The following is a 20,344-nucleotide window of genomic DNA, read 5'->3' as shown; positions in this document are numbered from 1 at the left end:
GCGCTTTTATTTGCAACCTCTTCCCATTTTGTATTGACATCGATCCATGAAAGCTTTATTTGACTACATTCCGCTGATTTTATTTTTTGTGTTATACAAGACCACCGAACCCACTGACAGCAACCATCCGATCCTACAGCTGATCGGCGCATCAGGTGGCGCAGATAATAACCACATTCTGGTCGCCACCGCAGGTCTGATCGCTGCCACCATCGCGGTTTATGGTTATTTATTTATCAGCCAAAAATTTCGCCTAGAAAAGCAGCAATGGTTCGTGCTATTGATGACCGTGGTGTTTGGCGGCATCACTTTGGCGCTCAGTGATGCGTTTTATATCATGCTAAAAGCAGTGCTGATCAATGCCGCCTTTGCCATCGGCCTACTGATCTCGCCCTTATTTACCAAAGACAAAAGCCCGATCATCAAGCGTCTGTTTGAGCCTGTATTTGATCTGACACACGCAGGCTGGCAGCGGCTCAATCTGGCTTGGGTGGCGATGTTTGGCACGATGGCAGGTTTGCACGCATTTTTTGCCTTTGTCTTTGCAGATGGCAAATACTGGGGCGAATTTACCGCCTTTGGTGATATGATTGTGATGTTTGGCTTTATTGCGGTGATGTTTTTTAGCTTGCGGCGTCATATCCGCAAAGATATTCAATAATCAGATGCCCTGTGATACGCCAATCACAGGGCTTTTTTATAAAGGTCAGCATGGTGCATACAACACACCATCAAAAACCCATCTAAGCAATAGTGTGCGGTACATAGCCTGCTGTACCAATTAAGACCAATAACCGTGTGAACAAAATCAGATTTATGTCCTTGATAGTGAATGCTCATTTGGGATTTTTTTGACGGGCTTGACAGGGTGAGCTATCAGGGTATCTATGGCAGACGCCTTTTGGTAAAACAATCTTATGATATCCCTTATTTTCCATACAAATCTCGGCTGTTATATGTTGATTAAGGTCTTTATTAAACAACTCTGAAGTATTTCTAGGGTTGTCAAATCCACAGTGCAACATATCCACTTGAACGACTTCAAAAGGAGTATCATGTTTTCTTTTTTTATAGTAATGCTCCCACGATTCCAGAGGTCCAGACCTATCAGCAAACATAAACAGTATACAACCGTTCAACAGGCTTGTAACGCATATCAAAACAGCTAATCTAATTGCAGTCATTTATCGCTCTCCTTTTGAGTTTCTTGATTCTCAACAGTGTTTGTTGTACTGCTTATCTTGGGTTTGTATACTGGTTCCCATGTCATCGGTTGCTCATTTTTAATCAAATCGGCTTGCACACATTCTGACCTTCCCACTCCATAACAATTATGAGCAGTGGTTTCTTTGCCAAGAACAGAATTAAATGCCTCCTTAACAACACCTAAGACATTATTGGGCTTGGTTGTACCGCCTGTACTTGGGTTAAAGCCTATCACACCATGTACGGGGTCTGCGGCGTGTCCTTGAATATGGATGGTCATTTGGGATTTTTTTGACGGGCTTGGCAAGCTGAACTATCAGGGTATCTATGGCATACGCCTTTTGGTAAAGTCTCTCTGATATATCCCTTTTGTTCCATGCAGATATTTGCTAAAATCCACTCGTTATCGGACATACCCAAATTATTACTTGTGTTTTTAAAACCACACGCAAACATATTCTCTTTTACTTTTTCATACCCTTTGTTAGTATTGAAAAATTGCCCTTTTAAGCGAAACATCTTATATTCATCAGGATAATCATAATAACTGGCAGTGCAGCCTGATAGCAAAAGCAAAGCGGTAGAAAATACGATAAATTTCATAACTAATCTCCTATTTAGGTTCTTCTTGTGAAGGTGGGTATAATGGTATCCACTGCGGTACATCTATCTGGATGGTTTTATCATCTTTATTGGGGATGGTGATATTATTATTGGGATTGCCGTCATTCCAATAATTTTTAATGAAACAATCTTTACTTCCAACCCCATAACAATTATGCACTGTTGTCTTGCCCAAGATTCCAGACATCTTGCCAATACTAAATTCACCACCAGTTGACTTATTAAGACCAATAACCGTGTGAACAAAATCAGATTTATGCCCTTGCACATGAATGCTCATGTCTGATTTTTGTTGTTCAGTATAGCTACCTGTATTACGACCTTGTAGCTCTGCCAGTTTGTCGTCTGCATTTTTGACATTGGCAGCAGCACCAACCATGTTGGTGCGTAGGTTGCTGTATTTGCCAGCATCACCATCATTGAGTAATGATGAATAGGCATTGGTGATGGTGAGTGTACCACGACTATGCCCATCTATTTGCAGGCTTTCAGAGCCACGCTCTTTGATGATGGATTTGATTTCTTGGGTGGCATTGGTTAAGCCTAGTGTATCACTTTCTAGATATTTTTGGTAGGCAGCAACCATCATTTGGGATAAGAATTATTAGACAAATTAACAAAACAGGCATACTCGGCATATTATGACAAATCAACCAATAGTATCAATGATCATGATATTTAAAGCCATCAAGCGATTTTGTTGATCTGCCCAGTGATTGACACACGATGGTGGGAAAATAAAAAAAGCGGGCAATCACCCGCTTATTGTATGCTAATTTATTCACTGACAAAGGCGATCTTAGTCATGCCCGACTGACTGGCCAGTGCCAGCACCTGCGCCACCATGTCGTACTTGCCCTCTTTATCAGCGCGCAGATTAATCTGGGGTGGATTGTCACGATTTTGATCACCAAATCGCGCAGTTAGCTCATCCAAGGTCACCGGCTGATCATCCCAAAATACCTGCCCTGCAGCATCGATACTGACTTGCACCACCTCAGGCGGGGCTTCATTGACCACGGCTGAGGTTTTTGGCAAATCCAGTGGCACGCTTGGGTTTAGCACCGTCGCTGTCACCAAAAAAATAATCATCAACACCAACATGATATCAATCAGCGGAATGAGATTCATCTCATTCATGCCGTTATCATCTTGACTTCCCAGTTCAAATGCCATCGCGCTTCCCCTTATCTTGCAACTTGTGCCAACAGTGCATGCGCTGTGTCGGTAGCGATGTGCAGCGCGCGCTTATTGATGCGTGTGGCGATGTTATAAAATACCACCGCAGGGATCGCCACCGCCAAGCCCAGACCTGTCATAATCAGCGCCTCACCCACAGGGCCTGCGACTTGAGCCAAACCTGCTTGACCGCTTTGACCGACACTGTGCAGTGCATGAAAAATCCCCCATACCGTACCAAATAGTCCGATAAATGGTGCGATCGATGCCGTCGTGCCAAGGACTGGCAAGCCCTTTTCAAGCTCATAACGCTGGCGTGCGATCTGCTGTAGTAAGTGCTGCTCGGTGATCATTTTGCGCTGCTCAAAAGGCAGCTGCTGGGCATCACTGATGCGCGCATTGGCAGTCAAATCATCGGCGATGCGCTCAGCTTGGCGGCGTGAATTTAACACACGCATGACGCCAATCACCCAAGATGAGACCGACAGCGCAACCAAAATAAAAAATAAAGTCTTACTTACCGCATCGGTATGTGACCAATAAAATGAAAAATCCATAAATATTACCTTAATAATTAAATGTCAAAAAAGCGATAATTACCGTGAACAATTTGCATTTGCGCGTTCATTAAGCTGCACAGGAAATCTTGCCTTAACCGCTTTTTTAATCCCATCGACGGCATGTGGGTGCAGTCTGGCGGCGCCAACTTGCTGTCTAATATAGCTATCATACTTGCGATCACCTGTTGAGCCATTTAAGCTGACATTAGATGGCTTGCCGGAACTATCGACGGTAAATGTGATCTCAATGGATGTGTTGATACATTGTTCACCAGGGTCAAATCCGCCCAATCTGGGTGCTTTACGCCAACTGGCAGCGGTGATGGTCAGTGATTGATTACTGCTACGCTTTTCGTTTTCGGCTTTTTCTCGCTCTCGACTTTCACGATCGGCTTTTTCTCTTTCTGTCTGCTCAGCTTTTAGCTTTGCTTCTCGCTCAGCTTCGGCACGCGCTTCTTGTTGCGCCCTAAGCTGCGCTGCTTTTTCTGCTGCCTCTTGTTGCGCTCTTAGCCTGGCCTCGTTCTCAGCAGCGATACGAGCATTTTGTTCAGCTAAAAATTGTGCTTTTTCTTGATCAGCTTTTAATTTCGCCTCTTGCTCAGCTTTTAGTAGAGCCTGTCTATTTGCCTCTGCTTGAGCTGCTAATAGCCGAGCCTGCTCCTCGGCCATTCTCCGTGTCTCATCAACCTCTGCTTTTTTCCGAGCTTCAAGCGCTTGTTGCAGCGCTAACTGATCTTCCTGCTGTTTGTCTTCGTTATCCGTTTCAATTTGTGAATTAGATTCAGATTCCACCTTGGAGTCGTTCATATCATCCATTTTAGATTCTGGCACACTTTCACGCTCTTGAGTTGCCTCAAACTCTATAGCTGCTGATGAATTTTTACTGACTGGGTCAAGTAGCTGTTCAGCTGCTGAATTATACGCCACCGTTTCGGTCACAGGCGGCATCTCGATGGCGACAGCTTGAGTCACAGGCACAGGCGTTGGTGATTCCATGTTGATCAGCTCAATCTCAATGGGTGGCGTGATCTTCGGCGGATTGATGGGCTTGGCCTGCATCTGCGCCACACCAAGCCCTGCCGCCCCATGCAATACCGCCGCTACAGACCATGCCAATACTTTGGTTTTATTGGAATTATCCACCGAAATCACCACCGTTAACCAATCCGCTCAAGCCGAGCGAGTCACAGGAAAATAATACAAAATTTAAAATAGAATAATAATAATAACTATTATCAGTTATCATATTATGAACGAAATGCCAAAAAACTTCAATCCTCTTTTTGAAAATTTTTTGGTCTGGTGAGCCCATCTGATAAATTGCGCGTCAAACCGCACAATATGATATATTATAACATTTAATCTGTCAAAGCATTGTTGATCATATTAGTGATGGCAAATAAAAAAGCTTGCATACTCACGCATGCAAGCCATTGATCATCCACCAAAGTCACTCCGACCCGACACTCGCCATCAGATCTGCTTGATGTTCACGCAATAAGCTATCTAGTAGCTCGGTCAAATCCCCTTCCATGATGGCATCGAGCTTGTATAGCGTCAAGTTGATGCGGTGATCAGTCATGCGACCTTGCGGGAAATTATAAGTACGGATGCGCTCAGAGCGATCACCCGAGCCAACGAGATTGCGTCGCATGTCACTGGTGGCATCAATCTGCGCTTGGACTTTGGCTTGCTGAATGCGTGCCACCAGCATTTTCATCGCTTTTTCTTTGTTGGCGTGCTGAGAGCGTTCTTGTTGGCATTCAGCGACCACGCCTGTCGGAATATGAGTGATACGCACCGCAGAGTCAGTGGTGTTTACATGCTGACCGCCTGCACCACTGGAGCGGTAGGTGTCGATGCGCAGATCGGCTGGATTGATCTGTACGCTGTCATCGATTTCGACCTCAGGCATCACCGCCACAGTACATGCCGAGGTATGCACACGGCCTTGGGACTCGGTGGCAGGCACGCGCTGCACGCGATGGGCGCCAGATTCAAACTTCAGTCGCCCATAGACGCCAGCGCCCGAGACGCGGCTGATGATTTCTTTATAACCACCATGCTCGCCTTCATTGGCCGACAGCACTTCGACTTGCCAGCCTTGGGATTGGGCATATTTTTGATACATGCGAAACAGATCACCGCTAAAAATCGCTGCCTCATCGCCACCTGTGCCTGCTCGGATTTCCAAAAATGCCGTCGCCTTGTCATTGGGATCTTTTGGTAGCATCATCACATTGAGCGTATCTTCTAGCTCATTGATGATCGCTTTGGCATTGTCAATCTCTTCAGCGGCCATTTCTTTCATATCAGGATCATCCATCAGCTCTTTGGCCGTCGCCAAATCCTCTTCAGCTTGGACAAACTTTTGCCAAGTTTCACTAATCAAGGCCAAATCACTATGCTCCATCGACAGCTCACGGAATTTTTTGCTGTCGCTGATGGTATCAGGATCGGATAACAGTGCAGTCACTTCTTCAAAGCGATCGACCATTTGGTCTAAACGATGTCGCAAGGATTCTTTCATAATAGGTTCGGCCAGTAGTTGCTGTTGATTTCATAGATGGACAGCTTGGTATTTTGCCACATCTTGGCTTTTTTTTCATCCATTTTAGGCACAGATCATCTGCCGATGGCTCTTTAGAAGCTTAAATAAGGCAAAATTGGCTTGGTTATATCTTTTATTCCATATTTTTTGTTTGACATGCTTTGAAATTATGCTACTCTGTGTTAGTTTGTAAAAATTTATCAAGCAATCATTGCGCACGCTGCCATCAGGCTTGGCCTATTTTGTGCGTTCTTATTAGGTTTTAATTATGAATAACATCTCTTCTATGAATCAAAGCCACAAGCTGTCATGGCGCTCATTTGGCCCAGGGATTTTGATGGCTTCTGCGGCCATCGGTGGTTCGCATCTGGTGGCATCGACCCAAGCAGGTGCGCTCTACGGCTGGCAGCTGGCGATTATGATTGTCCTTGCCAATCTATTCAAATACCCATTTTACCGTTTCGGCACTGAGTATGCGTACAGCACAGGTGAGAGTTTGGTGGCAGGTTATGCTAAGCTGTCGCGCTTTTATATTTTGGCGTTTTTTGTCTTGTGTATCTTATCAGGCATCATCAGCACAGGCGCTGTTGCGGTCTTGGCATCGGTGATTTTGGGCTACTTATTGCCATTTGAGTTGAACACTTTGGCATTGGCTGCCATCGTCATGTTCTCATCATGGCTGCTGCTATTTGCCGGTCACTACAAGCTGCTTGATGGCGTGACCAAATGGATCATCGTGGCGTTGACGGTAGCGACCGTGGCAGCGGTATTTGTGGCGATGGGCAAGCCTGCGGTGATGGCACCTGATTTTGTACCTGCATCGCCTTGGAATTTGGCAGCGCTTGGCTTTATCATCGCTTTGATGGGCTGGATGCCAGCACCGCTTGAGTTCTCGGCCATCACTTCTGTTTGGACTGCCAAAAAGATTCGCACCGACCACACCAACCGCTACCAAGGGATGATTGACTTTAATGTCGGCTATCTGACTTCTGCGATTTTGGCGCTGTTTTTCTTGGCGCTGGGTGTGTTCGTTCAGTACGGTACAGGTCAAGAGATCGCCATGCAAGGCGGTGCTTATGTCGGTCAGCTCATTCAGATGTACACCGAGACCATCGGCGAATGGTCGCGCCTACTGGTCGCATTCATCGCATTTTTATGCATGTATGGCACGGTCATCACCTGTGCTGATGGCTATGGTCGTACCACCGCTGAGTGTCTATCGCTAATCAAGACCGAAACCACTCACGAGACCGAAAAATTTGTCGCCAAATGGACTGCGTTTTTTATCATTGCAGGCTATGGCTTGATCGCATTTTTCATGGGTCAGATGGCAGCGATGCTAAAATTTGCGATGATCACCGCCTTTGTCACCGCACCGATTTTTGGTTATCTTAACTACAAGCTGATCAAAAAAGAAGGCAACATCAGCACGGCCATGACGCTATTTGCTCTAGCAGGCATCGTGTTCTTGTCAGGCTTTACCATTTTGTTCTTGTTGCAATTTTTTGGCTTTATCGGCTAACTCGTTATTATCCATCCCAAAAATACACCCCAAAGCATCCTGCCTTGGGGTGTTTTTATCAGTGATCAATTTTAACTAATAAATGGTTTTTCTTCATCAAACATACTTTTAATAAATCCAAAACCCGTTAATCCTGCTTGTATTACTCGCTGTTTAAATTCTTCTGTGGCATATACGGCTATGGGATTATCTGGAAGGACAAATAGTGCATTATCCCCTATTTCACCTTCTCTAAATACCCATTGATAAACACAGTCAAAATAATTTTTACTTTTCTTGTCTTCATCAAATTCACTTAAAGCGCCAATAGATTTTTCTCTATCAATACAATCAATGACTGTTTTAATCACGACCATATAATAAGGTTCATTGGGTTTATCCTCCAGTATCACAGGATATAAAGTGGCGTGTTTTTCCCAAATATCAGCTAAAGCATCTACTGATTTTTGGTTAATCAGGTGATGAGAGCCTGATTTTACACAATCTGCTACTAATCTTAGTTTTTTACGTCCATTTAGATACTGTTCTAAAGTTGGTGTTTTCCATTGCTCAAGAGGGGGTAATGGAACACCTAAAATAAAACTTTCCCAGGTCATGGAAGCTTGATCAGCTTCTGTTTTTCCACCATAATCAGCATATTTTAAATTCGGATTAAACCATTTATAAATCATGTAACCTCCTGCATGGATATTGGGCTTATTTTATAAAATTAATCATTTGATATAAAAATCAAGCCATCGTCTGATGACTTGATGATTGATTCTCATAACCGAAGCTGTGTGAAGTCACCAGATGGCAGCTCACGATTGATCCAAGCTTATCGCCTAGCGCTGATTTTGGCGCAGCTGCTGCAACTGACGCATCAGCTCTTGGATTTGTTCAGCTTGCGAAGGTGCTGATGGCGCAGATGGATTGGCAGGGGTGCGCTGAGACTGTGTCAATTCATCAAAATTTGGTCGCTCGGCCAGCACCACTTGCAGCGTCATCGGTGTCTGGTTGCGCAGTACCTCCATCGACAGCTGACTGCCAGGTGCCTTACGCGCGACGATGCCGATTAGCGCATTGGCATCTTTAATCTGTATGCCATCGATGCTGCTGATGACATCACCGACTTGCACGCCTGCTGCCGCAGCTGGGCTATTTTCCCAGACATGTGCCACGGTCACCGCGCTATCTTCTACACGCGTCGGATCGTTCATCGTCCGCGCCATCTCGATACCCATCCACCCACGGCTGACCTTGCCTGTGGTGATCAGACCCGTCATCACTTGCTGCACGATCTGGGTCGGAATGGCAAAGCCAATACCCATCGAGCCACCAGAGCGTGAGTATATCGCCGTGTTAATCCCGATCAAGGCACCATTGGCATCCACCAGCGCACCGCCTGAATTACCAGGATTGATCGCAGCATCCGTCTGAATAAAATCCTCAAAGCTACTCACACCAATGCCAGCGCGCCCTGTCGCTGAAATGATGCCCTGAGTGACCGTCTGACCGACCCCAAAAGGATTGCCGATCGCCAACGCCACATCACCGACACGGATCGGCTCGGCGCGAAATGCCATTGGTACCAGATTATCCAGCTGCACCTTGATCACCGCCAGATCGCTGTCTGTATCGCTGCCGACGACAGTGGCAGTGGCTTTTCTGCCATCATTGAATGCCACGACGATCTCATCGGCTAATTCGATGACATGAGCATTGGTAATGATATAGCCCTCATCAGACACCACCACGCCCGAGCCAAGACTGCTGCCTTGGGGTGAGCCGCCATAATAACGCTCCAAAAAGCGCTGCATCACAGGGTCATTGGAGTACACCTCTGCGCTGGTGGTCTGCGTGGTATAAATATTCACCACCGACTGCGCTGCACGATTCACCGCATCATGATAAGAAGCGATCGGTGCTGGAGTGTCAGGATTGGTTTTGGTGCTATTATCCAAAGTCGGCTGCCATGCTTGCGGCTCGCTCGGTGCTGCGATGGCAGGCGCTGGTGTTTCACTGCTTTTGGTGACGACACCTGGATTCATCAGCAGATAGCCGATAATGACAGCAAAAACTGCCAACAATAACCATGATAATATTAGCAGCACGCTGATGCCAGATTGGCGATGAAAGTGATTTGGTTGCATAGATTTTCCTAAATGCGCGAATGATACGCAGCCAGATGACGATAAAATCGGTTGTGCAAATTTTAGCACATGAATATTGCCAATATTTTTGTCTGTTGTTGGCAAATGCTAATAATTTTTGCAGCAAGATTGGTGGCTTTTGATGGCGGCATTTGATCTTATATCACATCAGTTGGGCTAAAATTCAGCGCCATCAGATGACACAATTTGCTGCATTCGACCAAAGTCGCCATCATAGTCATTAAGGCGTAATCGGCACCAAAGTCAAACCGATGGTCTCATCAAAGCCAAACATTACATTCATATTCTGCACCGCTTGGCCTGCCGCGCCTTTGACCAGATTATCCTGCACCACCAGTACAGTCAGCATATCTGCCTGCTGATGGATGGCGATGCGCAGCTTATTCGACGCTTTCACCGAACGGGTATCTGGCAGCACACCTTTTGGCAAGACATCAATGAAATATTCATCTGCATAAACAGACTCGAACGCCGCCTGCCAATCCACCTGCTCACCTGCATGCGATAATGGCACATGAATGGTGCTAAACATCCCACGGATCATTGGCACCAGATGTGGCACAAAGCGAATCCGATGATCAAAATCCGCCCCCAATACCGCCTGCACGCCCTGCGTGATCTCTGGACTGTGTCGATGACCAGCAACGCCATAAGCACTGAAATTATCGGCGGTCTCGGCATAGCTGATGGCAAGCTTGCCTTGACGCCCAGCGCCCGAGATGCCTGATTTGGCATCAATGATGATGCGACCATCGACCAACGCTTGCTGCTGCCTATTTTCGGTATCGATAATCGGTTTTAGCCCCAAAATCGCTGTCGTCGGATAACAGCCAGGATTGGCTATGACCTTGGCTGTAGCCACTTTGGCGCGCGTCACCTCAGTTAAGCCGTACACGCTGTCTTTTAGAATGTCTGGGCAAGTGTGTGCCATGCCATACCATTGTTCAAACTCATCCAGCGACTGCAAACGAAAATCCGCACCCAGATCGATGACTTTTACGCCCTGCGCCACCAGTGCTGGCGTATGCGCCATCGCCACGCCATGCGGTGTGGCAAAAAACACCACATCACAATCACGAGCCATCATCGCCATCGTCTCACCAGTCATATCACAAAATGCAAGATCACACACACCGCGCAGGCTTGGGAAAATCTCGCTGACGCTTTTGCCCGCCTCGCTGCGAGAAGTCAAATACTTCACAATAACCAAGGGATGACGGCTTAAGATGCGCAGCAGCTCAACCCCTGTATAACCTGTACCGCCGACGATGCCTACTGAAATTTGATTTGCCATGAGAGTATCCTTTTATGACTATTAAATTTATATCAATGATCAGATGAAATTATCTAAATGATCCAGCATATGAATCATCCAAAAATCTGCCGTCATTTTACCATCATTCATGCACGCATCCTAGCCCAGCGGCGCGATTTTTAGTACAAAGAAGCATTGCTTTACTCTTATCATTGATCATCAATGAAGAAAGCCGAGCCGATATCCTGATCAATAAATCAATGCGTATCTGTGGCAGTGATTATAGATCAAAAAAAGACTTGGCACATACCAAGTCTTTTATGGAGTTAAATCTGATAGTCATGCACCGCATCGATAAAGGCTTTGGCATGATCAGGATTTGACCACTGGGTGATGCCATGCCCGAAGTTCGCCACATAGCCTGTCTTATCCAGCACATAAGCATCATCCAGCATACGCTTGACTTCAGCTCGGATGGCATCAGGTGTGCCATAAATGGTTGCAGGGTCTAGGTTGCCTTGTAGGGCTTTTTTGGCGTTCAGCGCTGATAGCGTATGGCGTGCCTTATCCAGTGGCATCGTCCAGTCCAGTCCCAGTGCATCGGCTTGGCTGTCGGCTTGGATATCTAGCCACAGCCCACCACCTTTGGTGAATAGCACCACAGGCACCTCAGGATGGATGGCTTTTAGACGCTCGACGATATCTTTGTTGTAGTGATGGCTAAATTCGGCAAATTGGCGATGACCAAGCGCTCCACCCCAGCTATCAAAAATCTGCACAATCTGCGCCCCTGCACGGATTTGGGCATCCAGATAATCCACCACCGCATCAGCGATCTTGGTCAGTAGTGCGTGCAGTAGCTCAGGTGTGGCATACATTATCTGCTTGGTATGGCGAAACTCGCGGCTAGAACCACCCTCAACCATATAAGTTGCCAATGTCCACGGACTGCCTGAGAAACCAAATAACGGCACTTGACCGTTCAATGCTGTGCGAATGCTTGTCACTGCTTTCATCACATAATCCAGCGATGAATTCATATCAATCTTTGGCAAGGCGGCGATATCTGCTTCGCTGCGGACGGTCTTTTTAAGCTTAGGGCCTTCACCTTCGGCAAAATACAGACCCAAATCAAAGGCATCAGGAATCGTCAAAATATCACTGAATAAAATTGCCGCATCCAACTCAAAACGACGCAGCGGCTGCAGAGTCACTTCGGTTGCCTTATCCGTGTCTTGACATAGACTCAAAAAATCCCCAGCCTGTGCGCGGACTTCTTTATACTCTGGCAAATAACGCCCTGCTTGACGCATCATCCACACAGGTGTCGTATCCACAGACTCAAAGCGAATGGCACGCAATAGGCGGTCATTTTTTAGCGGAGCAAATTCGGTCATAGCTTATCCTAAATTAGCAAATCATTGGTGATCATTAGCAAGTGTTAATTTTAAAATTTCACAAGTCAATCGTTATAAAATCGCCATCTCATCTCGATGCACCATCACGGATTTTTCATCGATATGCGGTAAAATGGCCTTGATTTGGGCGGAGTTTTTTTGGATGATTAATTTGGCATCCTCTGATGAAAAGCCAACTTGACCGACAGCAATGCGAGTTTTGGCGGTATCGACGATCTGCACCACACTGCCTGCATCAAAATCACCTTGCACTTCGATCACGCCGATTGGCAACAGGCTCTTGTGATTGGTGGTGATGGCGGTTTTTGCCCCATCATCGATAATCAGCGTGCCTGCCATACGGATATGTGCAGCCAGCCATTGTTTTTTGGCAATCAATTTATCCGTGCTATCAGTCGTCAGTCGTGTGCCGATGCGCTCGCCACGAGCCAAGCGGATAATCACATCATCCACCTTGCCACTGGCAATCACGGTTTGGCATTGACTCATCGCAGCTAGACGTGCGGCACGGATTTTGGTCAGCATACCACCACTACCCCATTTACCGCCATCACCTGCGACATCGAATAGATAATCCGCCATCGCACGCTCTTGCTCGATCAGCTTGGCATCAGGATTGGTGCGGGGATTGTCGGTAAATACGCCATCTTGGTCAGTCAAGATGATATACAAATCGGCATGAATCATCGCCGCTGCCATCGCCCCAAGACTGTCATTATCCCCAAACTTAATCTCATCATAGCTGATGGTGTCGTTTTCGTTAATCACTGGCACGACACGCCACTCCATCAGTTGAGCGATGGTCTGTGAGATATTCAGATAACGAGAACGATGGGATAAATCATCATGGGTCAGCAGTACTTGTGAGGACTGCACACCTTTTTGGATCAGTGCCTGCCACCAAGTTTCAATCAGCCCCATCTGCCCGATGGATGCACACGCCTGCAAGGCTTCTAGCTTTTTGGGTCGCTCAGGCAGATTCATCCGCACCACTCCTTCGGCCACTGCACCGCTTGAGACCAGCAGCACTTCATGACCGCTGTTTTGTAGCTCGGCGATTTGTCTTGCCCATTCATAAATCGCCGTACGATCTAGCCCACGACCGTTGTTGGTCAGAAGTGATGAGCCGATTTTTACGACGATGCGTTTGGTTTTCATGTGCTTATCCATCATGCCATCCATCAAGCCCAATCAGTACGGTGCGTACTCAACTTTGACATCATAATCATCTTCATTAAAGTCATCATCGTCATCATCACTAATGCCTTCACGCTGCGCTTTACGCATCGCACGATAGGCTTCTTTTTGGATTTCTGTGTTGTGACGCACTTCTTCTTCGAGACGACGGAAGCGTTCGGCCTGCGCTTCAGCAAAGATTGGATCTTCGATTTCACGCTCACGCTCTTCTTCGATGGCGTTCATCAGATGAAACTTCACTGCATCCACACCATCCCCAGTCAGGGTCGATGTGCGAAACACCATACCCGTCCAGCCTAGACGAGCGACGATGTCGGTGCAGACAGCATTTTGTTCTTCTTCAGGGATTTGGTCAATTTTATTCAATACCAAAATCTGCGGTAGCTGTGATAACTCATGCGAGAATTTCTCAAGTTCGTTTAGAATAATCTCAGCATTCGCTACAGGATCTGAGCCATCGATCGGCTGTACATCGACGATGTGTAGCAGGCGACGAGTACGCGCCACATGCTTAAGAAAACGAATACCAAGCCCTGCACCATCAGACGCACCTTCAATCAGACCTGGAATATCCGCCATCACAAAGGACTGGTGCGTGCCAACATCGACCACGCCAAGGTTTGGCACAAGCGTGGTAAATGGATAATCTGCCACTTTTGGGCGAGCTGCCGACACTTGACGGATAAAGGTTGATTTGCCAGCATTTGGCAGACCAATCAAGCCAACATCAGCGACGACTTTTAGCTCAAGCTTGATGTTTTTGGCTTGACCTGGGAAGCCTGGTGTGGCTTTACGCGGTGCTTGGTTGGTACTGGATTTAAAGCGGGTATTACCAAATCCGCCATCACCCCCTTTGGCGATGAGAATTTTTTGGCCTTTTTCGGTCAAATCACCAATCACCAAATCCAAATCGGTATCAATAATCGTCGTACCAATCGGCACTGCCAAATAAATATCATCCGCGCCCTTGCCTGAGCAGTTTTTGCTACCGCCATTTTCGCCACGGCGAGCTTCGAATTTACGGGTATAACGATAATCCACCAATGTATTGGTATTATCATCAGCGATGGCATAGACATCACCGCCTTTGCCACCATCACCGCCATCTGGCCCACCTTTTGGGACAAATTTCTCACGGCGAAAACTCACAATCCCATTACCGCCATCACCTGCTTTGACACTGATCACAGCTTCATCAATAAAACGCATATCTTTTCCAACTGACTAAATTCTGACTAAAATAAAAAAATCTTTCGCCCGTGCGACCACCCACCGCACAAAATTTGGGCATAGTAATGTATTTTAGCACAGTTTGGCAGATTTTGGGGGATTATTAAGTTGGCAGCCGCACGCTTGCTGTTTTACCATCAGATGCCAAAGCCATCCGCGCTGTGATTTGGCAAGTGACATGGCTGCTGCGACCCAAAACAGCACTTTCAGCCTGATAATTTTTGTGCTAACATGACTGATGCCAAACAGCAGCACAAGCACAGGATAAGGCTAACTTAAGGAGATCAAGGATGAAACAGACGCTCAAAAACAACACTCAAAAGCTCACCCTACCCATTCAGCGGCTATTGGTCAAAAAACTGGTCAAACTGCCGCCTGCGATGATGACAAAAATCGTCGGCAAACCCCTCATCATCGATGATCAAACCCTAAATCTGCCACTGCAAATGCTCTTAAAACTGTTCTCACCACCGCCAAATCACTTAGCCAGTGTCGATGAGACACGAGCGGAGTTTGATGAGCAAGGTGCTTGGCTGTCGCAGCCATCAAGCCGCGATGCCGCCATCAAAGACATTCGCATCGATGCCGATGATCGTGAGCAGATCACTTTGCGCATTTACAAACCTCTAAAAAAGCGGCTTTTCGGCAAAAAAGTGGATAAAAACTTGCCCTGTTTGGTGTTCTATCACGGTGGTGGTTATGTCGCAGGCTCGCTAAAATCGCATGATACAGTCTGTCAGCACTTGGCACTGCAGGCTGATTGTGCCGTCATCGCTGTTGATTATCGACTGGCGCCTGAGCATCCTTTCCCCACGCCTGTCAATGATGGCTTGGTAGCGTTTCGCTATGTGGCTCATCACGCCAAAGAACTTGGCATCGATCAAAAGCGAATCGGGGTCGGTGGCGATAGCGCTGGTGGTAATTTGGCAGCTGTCGTCGCCCAACAAACCAAAAATGATGCCATCAAGCCCATCGTACAGATGCTGTGGGTGCCGTGGGTGGATATGAGCCGTGAACGGGCATCGTATGAGCTGTTCGCCACAGGATTATTCTTGGAGCGTGCCAAGATGCGCTGGTACACCGAGCAGTATCTGCAAGATAGTCAGCACAAAACCAATCCTTTGGCATCGCCGATTTTTGGGGACACCACAGGCGTCTGCCCTGCTTATGTCTGGGTGGCAGGCTTTGATCCCTTGCGTGATGAAGGCGTGGATTATGCCAACAAGCTTAACGCCGATGGCGTGCCCACCACCTTAAAAGTCTATCAGACACTGCCACATCCGTTTATCAACATCGCAGGGCAAATCGATGATGCCAAAGCCGCCTTTGATGATGCAGTGCAAGCTTTGCGACAGGCGTTTACTTAACTAATGGCTCTTTATCAATGATGTAGGCATCAGACAAAGCAAAACCACCAAATTGGGTTTGGTGGTTTTTATCATGATTTGGTCAAATCATTTTTTAGGATCCCATATCATCATCTGTATGGGAAATGTCGCCACATCAAATGCAAATGCGATGGGTTTTAGAAATTTTTTGATGGCAATTTCTTTTTTGTCGTGATCAGCATGAAATTCATAAAACCGCACTGCCACAGGCTTGCTTAGCGTATGAGTGAGCTGTGATGGATTGGTGACAGGCTCGGTAATGGTAAAGGCGAGTTTTTCTGAATAATAGCATGAAAGACTGACATCTTCTGCAGAATGCATCTTGCACTCAAAACCCAAATTTTCCATTTGAGCTTTTTCATCATAAAGCTTTGATAAATCGCTAGTTTTATCTTCTAAGGACTTTGTAGAGTCAGAAAGGCTATCAATGCTTCTTGAAAATCGCAGATCGATATTGGCACAGCCATATTTGGATGTACATGTCCAATCATTATAAGCTTGCTTAACATCCAAACCCCCACCATAACCGCGAAGCGATAGACTTTGTAAGTCTGCCGTCTCAAAGATCTTAAGAAGTGTGTCGCCGCTACTGCCATCAGGCTGAACCAAGTAGCCGTTTTTCTCCCCAACGAGTGCCAACGCATTTTCATAACCCTTGATGGGTGCAGTCGGCTTACCAATGGCAATGACGGTGTCGCTGTGTATTAGCACATGGCGTTCCGCTAGTGATTTATAGATGCTTTTATCCAAGGCATTGGAAGTTAAACAACCCGATAAAGTCGCCATTAGTGCCGACACCATACCGATTTTAAGAACATTCATCGTTACACTCCAATTTATTAAAGCCATTGAGTTTGATTTTATCAAAAAAATAAAATTTGCACAAATTTATAATCAAATCCTTAAAATAAAACCACCAAACAGCTTAACTATTTGGTGGTTGTATCAATCAGTAAGGCTGATGATTAGTAACGCACGCCTGCCATTTCTTCGGCGACACGGATAACTTGGGTGCTATAGCCCATTTCGTTATCGTACCAGATGTACATGGTCGCGCGGTTGCCATTGGCGATGGTTGCTTTGGCATCAAAAATCGCCACTTTTTCAGAACCGACGAAGTCCGTTGAGACTGCTTCTGGTGAATCTGAGTAGTTGATTTGCTCTTGCCATTGTTCGCTTTGGGCGATGTCTTTGATAAAGGCATTGAGATCATCAGCGGTACCGACTTCTTTTTCGAAGTTCAGGTTCAAGATTGCCAATGAAACGTTTGGTGTCGGTACACGGATGGCATTGCCTGATAGCTTGCCTTTTAGCTCTGGGATGGCTTTTGAGACAGCAGATGCGGCGCCTGTAGAAGTCATCACCATGTTCAGCGGTGCAGCACGACCACGGCGATCGGCTTTGTGGTGGTTATCCACTAGGTTTTGGTCATTGGTGAAGGCATGAACCGTTTCCATATGACCATTGACCACACCAAAGGCATCGTGTAGTACTTTTAGTGTTGGGGTGATGGCGTTGGTGGTGCAGCTGGCTGCTGAGACGATTTTGTCATCGCCGATGGTGTCATGGTTCACACCATAGACCACATTTTTGATGTCGCCTTTGGCAGGTGCAGTTAGTAGTACTTTTGCGACGCCTTTTGAGGCTAGGTGCTTGCCTAGACCTGCTTCATCTTTCCATTTACCTGTATTGTCAATGACCAGTGCGTTATCAATACCATAAGCGGTGTAGTCGATTTCGCTTGGGTCAGCTGCATAGATGACTTGGATAAAGCGGCCATTGGCGATGATGCCATTATTGGCTTCATCGATGCTCACGCTACCATCAAACCAACCATGTACCGAGTCACGCTCTAGTAGGCTTGCACGCTTGGCAAGGTCACCCTCACCCGCTGGACGCACGACGATGGCTTTTAGCTGTAGGCCTGCTGATGATGCAGGACGGCTCATCAATAGGCGCGCTAGGATACGACCGATACGGCCAAAGCCATACAGTACGACATCTGTCGCTGCCGCTGTGCCTTGAGCGAAGTCTGCTGCTGATTTGCCTGCTTTGATGGCTTGACCTAGGTCAATACGAGCAGTCGCCGTACCCTGTGCAACCAAGCTTTCTGCCAGCGCCAATGATGCAGCCACATCCACACCGTGCTGATCATGCAGTGCCAACACCTTGGCAACAGACAATGCCACACGCTCACCAAAGAACGATACGGTTACATCTTTTGCTGCCAACAAGCTTAACGCTGCAATAAGCTTGGCTGCGGTTGCTTCTTGGGCTTGGCGAGTTGCCAAATGAGATTGGTACAGATTAGCAGACATAGAGCCACCTTTTTCATGATAAATCAGTTTGGATGAACCGATGATGTGATTTGGTACATCTTCGGCATAAAAAAATTGCTTAATCGACAAGATTGTAAAACAAAATGACCGCCGACGCAATTTAAATTAATTTATAAAATGGCAATATTTATATAATTTATGTTAATATGAATCAATCTGTTTGAATTTTGTGCAAATTGCTGTCAATTCAGGCAAATCACAGCATACCGCGAATCCCACTGATTGCCACCGCTCCATAAGCTCTTGCCATCACTGCATCAGATGGATTCATCCCACCAAGCGCGATCGCAGGCATCGACAGCTGCCCTGCCAACTCGCTAAAGCACTGCCAGCCCAGTACTGGTGCGTTTGGATGGCTTTGGGTGGGCAGTACAGGCGAGACCATCGCAGCGATGATACGGGCATGACGAGCGAGCAAGTTTGCCATCATAGCTTCACTGGCGTCATGCACACCAATCATAATGGTCAAATCTGATGGCAAATCCGCTGAAATATCCATGCCTTGTGTGATACGCTGAGTCATATTTGCCAATGTCTGTGCGGATAATTTAACCACCATATCAGCATCCCATTCATCACGGTACACACAATACACCTCATCTTTGATCATCAGGCGAATATCAGGGCGATGCGTGCAGATGGCTTGGTATAGCTGTCTGGTCGTCATCACATCTGTCTGTGGACGCAAATAGAACCATGCATGATTTGGTAGCTTATCTATATAATACTGCACAAAATCATCTAGCGTGCCAAAGTGTGTCAAGCCGTGCGAGATGATCAGCGTATCACAAAGGCCAAGCCAATCCAAAATCCGCAGATTGGCAGCGGGCAGACGCTCACCACTGGCAAGCAGCTCATCCAAACCAAGCCAATGCAGCGCTTGGCTCTCACAGCCATGTGTCCGATGACGAAACTCTTGGTACTGAATATCATTAAGATGTGCTTGATAAATATGCAGCTCAACCGACTTATCCGTATAGTCATGAGCAATCACGCCAAAACGAACCAACTGGTCGGTTTGTAACTGTAGCCCAATCTCTTCACCCACTTCTCGAATCAGTGCAGATTCAGCCGATTCACCCTGCTCTATCTTGCCACCGACAAATTCTAGCTTGCCGCCTTGATGCTGATGCTGATGACGCATGGCCAGCAAAAATTCATCATGATAGCGAATCACCGCCACAGCGACACGGATGATGGGATGAGTTTGGGGGTTGTTAGCATGGATATTCATCATGATAATTATAATAAATTCAATGGGTTGGAAACTTTTTTGATAAATTTTGCCAATTTTTATGATTTGCATTTGCAATTTATCAAAAATCTGCTATCATAAACACAAATGATAATTATTATTGTTTAAAAACAAATAGCATTTGATATCTAGTTTCATAAACTTGCTATTTGCGACATAATAATCATCATTGATGCGTCTTGACGCAAATTATGTTCATCAGTATTAGCTTACGGCTTGGGATAACCACCCATCACCCGTCAATAAAAGGAAACTCGCCATGACTATGACCATCGCTCGCTACTTCAGCAACCGTGAAAGCGCTCGCCTACCGACGCTGTATTCACAAAATCTATTTGCCATGACCAAGGAAGTCCGTATCGAGCATCAAGGTGAAGAATATCGCCTGCGTCTAACTCGCAATAACCGCTTGATTTTGACCAAATAACCAACCACTGTCGAATGACAACATATTAAAAACAGCTTTC

Annotated in this window: 21 protein-coding genes; 4 read left to right on the top strand and 17 right to left on the bottom strand. The window is 46.5% G+C overall.

The window, feature by feature from the left end; genetic code table 11:
- The first annotated feature begins 46 nt into the window (after nucleotides 1-46).
- A complete protein-coding gene (locus B0681_RS04685; protein ID WP_078317595.1) occupies nucleotides 47-661 on the top strand; it encodes an inner membrane-spanning protein YciB in 615 nt (204 codons plus the stop codon).
- 175 nt (nucleotides 662-836) lie between these two features.
- Here B0681_RS04685 and B0681_RS04680 read toward each other — a convergent pair whose 3' ends face one another.
- The 8 genes from B0681_RS04680 to prfA form a co-directional block, all read right to left on the bottom strand.
- Nucleotides 837-1,184, bottom strand: a complete 348-nt coding sequence (locus tag B0681_RS04680) for a hypothetical protein (protein WP_078317594.1) — start codon at nucleotides 1,182-1,184, stop codon at nucleotides 837-839.
- On the bottom strand, nucleotides 1,181-1,486 hold the full coding sequence (locus B0681_RS04675; RefSeq protein WP_078317593.1) for a hypothetical protein: 306 nt from the start codon (nucleotides 1,484-1,486) through the stop codon (nucleotides 1,181-1,183). The genes B0681_RS04680 and B0681_RS04675 overlap by 4 nt, the downstream gene beginning before the upstream one ends.
- Nucleotides 1,483-1,809: a hypothetical protein gene (locus B0681_RS04670; protein ID WP_078317592.1), complete on the bottom strand. Its 327-nt coding sequence runs from the start codon at nucleotides 1,807-1,809 to the stop codon at nucleotides 1,483-1,485. The genes B0681_RS04675 and B0681_RS04670 overlap by 4 nt, the downstream gene beginning before the upstream one ends.
- Nucleotides 1,810-1,819: 10 nt before the next feature.
- Nucleotides 1,820-2,419: a hypothetical protein gene (locus B0681_RS04665; protein WP_078317591.1), complete on the bottom strand. Its 600-nt coding sequence runs from the start codon at nucleotides 2,417-2,419 to the stop codon at nucleotides 1,820-1,822.
- Between the two features lie 188 nt (nucleotides 2,420-2,607).
- Nucleotides 2,608-3,006: an ExbD/TolR family protein gene (locus B0681_RS04660; protein ID WP_078317590.1), complete on the bottom strand. Its 399-nt coding sequence runs from the start codon at nucleotides 3,004-3,006 to the stop codon at nucleotides 2,608-2,610.
- An 11-nt stretch (nucleotides 3,007-3,017) separates the two neighbouring features.
- Nucleotides 3,018-3,566, bottom strand: coding sequence for a MotA/TolQ/ExbB proton channel family protein (locus tag B0681_RS04655; RefSeq protein ID WP_078317589.1), 549 nt, complete (start codon nucleotides 3,564-3,566; stop codon nucleotides 3,018-3,020).
- Between the two features lie 39 nt (nucleotides 3,567-3,605).
- Entirely contained in the window at nucleotides 3,606-4,712 is a 1,107-nt protein-coding gene (locus tag B0681_RS04650; RefSeq protein ID WP_143821221.1) for a hypothetical protein, read from the bottom strand.
- Between the two features lie 307 nt (nucleotides 4,713-5,019).
- Entirely contained in the window at nucleotides 5,020-6,099 is a 1,080-nt protein-coding gene (prfA, locus tag B0681_RS04645) for a peptide chain release factor 1 (protein ID WP_078317587.1), read from the bottom strand.
- Nucleotides 6,100-6,388: 289 nt separating this feature from the next.
- On the opposite strand from prfA, the gene B0681_RS04640 reads away from it, so the two are divergent.
- Nucleotides 6,389-7,642 carry an NRAMP family divalent metal transporter gene (locus tag B0681_RS04640; RefSeq protein ID WP_078317586.1) on the top strand — a complete coding sequence of 418 codons (1,254 nt, stop codon included), beginning with the start codon at nucleotides 6,389-6,391 and terminating at the stop codon, nucleotides 7,640-7,642.
- A gap of 71 nt (nucleotides 7,643-7,713) precedes the next feature.
- Here B0681_RS04640 and B0681_RS04635 read toward each other — a convergent pair whose 3' ends face one another.
- From B0681_RS04635 to cgtA, 6 genes are all read right to left on the bottom strand, one after another.
- Nucleotides 7,714-8,313, bottom strand: a complete 600-nt coding sequence (locus B0681_RS04635) for an imm11 family protein (protein WP_078317585.1) — start codon at nucleotides 8,311-8,313, stop codon at nucleotides 7,714-7,716.
- Nucleotides 8,314-8,466: 153 nt separating this feature from the next.
- Nucleotides 8,467-9,774: a S1C family serine protease gene (locus tag B0681_RS04630; protein WP_078317584.1), complete on the bottom strand. Its 1,308-nt coding sequence runs from the start codon at nucleotides 9,772-9,774 to the stop codon at nucleotides 8,467-8,469.
- A 241-nt stretch (nucleotides 9,775-10,015) separates the two neighbouring features.
- Nucleotides 10,016-11,089, bottom strand: coding sequence for an N-acetyl-gamma-glutamyl-phosphate reductase (argC, locus tag B0681_RS04625; RefSeq protein WP_078317583.1), 1,074 nt, complete (start codon nucleotides 11,087-11,089; stop codon nucleotides 10,016-10,018).
- Nucleotides 11,090-11,376: 287 nt separating this feature from the next.
- Nucleotides 11,377-12,447, bottom strand: a complete 1,071-nt coding sequence (gene hemE / locus B0681_RS04620) for a uroporphyrinogen decarboxylase (RefSeq protein ID WP_078317582.1) — start codon at nucleotides 12,445-12,447, stop codon at nucleotides 11,377-11,379.
- A gap of 72 nt (nucleotides 12,448-12,519) precedes the next feature.
- Nucleotides 12,520-13,650: a glutamate 5-kinase gene (gene proB / locus B0681_RS04615; RefSeq protein ID WP_078317581.1), complete on the bottom strand. Its 1,131-nt coding sequence runs from the start codon at nucleotides 13,648-13,650 to the stop codon at nucleotides 12,520-12,522.
- 9 nt (nucleotides 13,651-13,659) lie between these two features.
- A complete protein-coding gene (gene cgtA, locus B0681_RS04610; protein ID WP_078317580.1) occupies nucleotides 13,660-14,874 on the bottom strand; it encodes an Obg family GTPase CgtA in 1,215 nt (404 codons plus the stop codon).
- A 311-nt stretch (nucleotides 14,875-15,185) separates the two neighbouring features.
- On the opposite strand from cgtA, the gene B0681_RS04600 reads away from it, so the two are divergent.
- Nucleotides 15,186-16,262, top strand: coding sequence for an alpha/beta hydrolase (locus B0681_RS04600; protein WP_078317578.1), 1,077 nt, complete (start codon nucleotides 15,186-15,188; stop codon nucleotides 16,260-16,262).
- A gap of 87 nt (nucleotides 16,263-16,349) precedes the next feature.
- On the opposite strand, the gene B0681_RS04595 is transcribed toward B0681_RS04600, so the two are convergent.
- The 3 genes from B0681_RS04595 to B0681_RS04585 all read right to left on the bottom strand — a co-directional run bounded on the left by B0681_RS04595 (nucleotide 16,350) and on the right by B0681_RS04585 (nucleotide 19,859).
- Nucleotides 16,350-17,105, bottom strand: a complete 756-nt coding sequence (locus B0681_RS04595) for a hypothetical protein (RefSeq protein WP_078317577.1) — start codon at nucleotides 17,103-17,105, stop codon at nucleotides 16,350-16,352.
- A 143-nt stretch (nucleotides 17,106-17,248) separates the two neighbouring features.
- Nucleotides 17,249-18,601 (bottom strand): glyceraldehyde-3-phosphate dehydrogenase, encoded by a 1,353-nt coding sequence (locus B0681_RS04590; protein WP_078317736.1) that lies wholly within the window; start codon nucleotides 18,599-18,601, stop codon nucleotides 17,249-17,251.
- Between the two features lie 217 nt (nucleotides 18,602-18,818).
- Nucleotides 18,819-19,859, bottom strand: a complete 1,041-nt coding sequence (locus B0681_RS04585; protein WP_158077919.1) for an NUDIX domain-containing protein — start codon at nucleotides 19,857-19,859, stop codon at nucleotides 18,819-18,821.
- Between the two features lie 277 nt (nucleotides 19,860-20,136).
- Between B0681_RS04585 and hemP the strand changes: the two genes are divergently transcribed.
- Nucleotides 20,137-20,304: a hemin uptake protein HemP gene (hemP, locus tag B0681_RS04580; protein WP_078317575.1), complete on the top strand. Its 168-nt coding sequence runs from the start codon at nucleotides 20,137-20,139 to the stop codon at nucleotides 20,302-20,304.
- The last annotated feature ends 40 nt before the right edge of the window (nucleotides 20,305-20,344 follow it).

The organism is Moraxella porci DSM 25326 (assembly GCF_002014855.1).
GTDB lineage: Bacteria > Pseudomonadota > Gammaproteobacteria > Pseudomonadales > Moraxellaceae > Moraxella > Moraxella porci.
Note: the sequence above shows the minus strand (reverse complement) of the source record. Positions and strands in the feature narration are given on the sequence as shown.

Coding starts and splice junctions, on each gene's coding strand:
- B0681_RS04660 (WP_078317590.1), bottom strand. CDS start 3,006: ATGGCATTTGAACTGGGAAGTCAAGATGATAACGGCATGAATGAGATG.
- hemP (WP_078317575.1), top strand. CDS start 20,137: ATGACTATGACCATCGCTCGCTACTTCAGCAACCGTGAAAGCGCTCGC.
- B0681_RS04595 (WP_078317577.1), bottom strand. CDS start 17,105: ATGAATGTTCTTAAAATCGGTATGGTGTCGGCACTAATGGCGACTTTA.
- proB (WP_078317581.1), bottom strand. CDS start 13,650: ATGGATGGCATGATGGATAAGCACATGAAAACCAAACGCATCGTCGTA.
- B0681_RS04675 (WP_078317593.1), bottom strand. CDS start 1,486: ATGACCATCCATATTCAAGGACACGCCGCAGACCCCGTACATGGTGTG.
- B0681_RS04665 (WP_078317591.1), bottom strand. CDS start 2,419: ATGATGGTTGCTGCCTACCAAAAATATCTAGAAAGTGATACACTAGGC.
- B0681_RS04655 (WP_078317589.1), bottom strand. CDS start 3,566: ATGGATTTTTCATTTTATTGGTCACATACCGATGCGGTAAGTAAGACT.
- B0681_RS04640 (WP_078317586.1), top strand. CDS start 6,389: ATGAATAACATCTCTTCTATGAATCAAAGCCACAAGCTGTCATGGCGC.
- B0681_RS04670 (WP_078317592.1), bottom strand. CDS start 1,809: ATGAAATTTATCGTATTTTCTACCGCTTTGCTTTTGCTATCAGGCTGC.
- prfA (WP_078317587.1), bottom strand. CDS start 6,099: ATGAAAGAATCCTTGCGACATCGTTTAGACCAAATGGTCGATCGCTTT.
- hemE (WP_078317582.1), bottom strand. CDS start 12,447: ATGACCGAATTTGCTCCGCTAAAAAATGACCGCCTATTGCGTGCCATT.
- argC (WP_078317583.1), bottom strand. CDS start 11,089: ATGGCAAATCAAATTTCAGTAGGCATCGTCGGCGGTACAGGTTATACA.
- B0681_RS04680 (WP_078317594.1), bottom strand. CDS start 1,184: ATGACTGCAATTAGATTAGCTGTTTTGATATGCGTTACAAGCCTGTTG.
- B0681_RS04585 (WP_158077919.1), bottom strand. CDS start 19,859: ATGATGAATATCCATGCTAACAACCCCCAAACTCATCCCATCATCCGT.
- B0681_RS04600 (WP_078317578.1), top strand. CDS start 15,186: ATGAAACAGACGCTCAAAAACAACACTCAAAAGCTCACCCTACCCATT.
- B0681_RS04635 (WP_078317585.1), bottom strand. CDS start 8,313: ATGATTTATAAATGGTTTAATCCGAATTTAAAATATGCTGATTATGGT.
- B0681_RS04685 (WP_078317595.1), top strand. CDS start 47: ATGAAAGCTTTATTTGACTACATTCCGCTGATTTTATTTTTTGTGTTA.
- B0681_RS04590 (WP_078317736.1), bottom strand. CDS start 18,601: ATGTCTGCTAATCTGTACCAATCTCATTTGGCAACTCGCCAAGCCCAA.
- cgtA (WP_078317580.1), bottom strand. CDS start 14,874: ATGCGTTTTATTGATGAAGCTGTGATCAGTGTCAAAGCAGGTGATGGC.
- B0681_RS04630 (WP_078317584.1), bottom strand. CDS start 9,774: ATGCAACCAAATCACTTTCATCGCCAATCTGGCATCAGCGTGCTGCTA.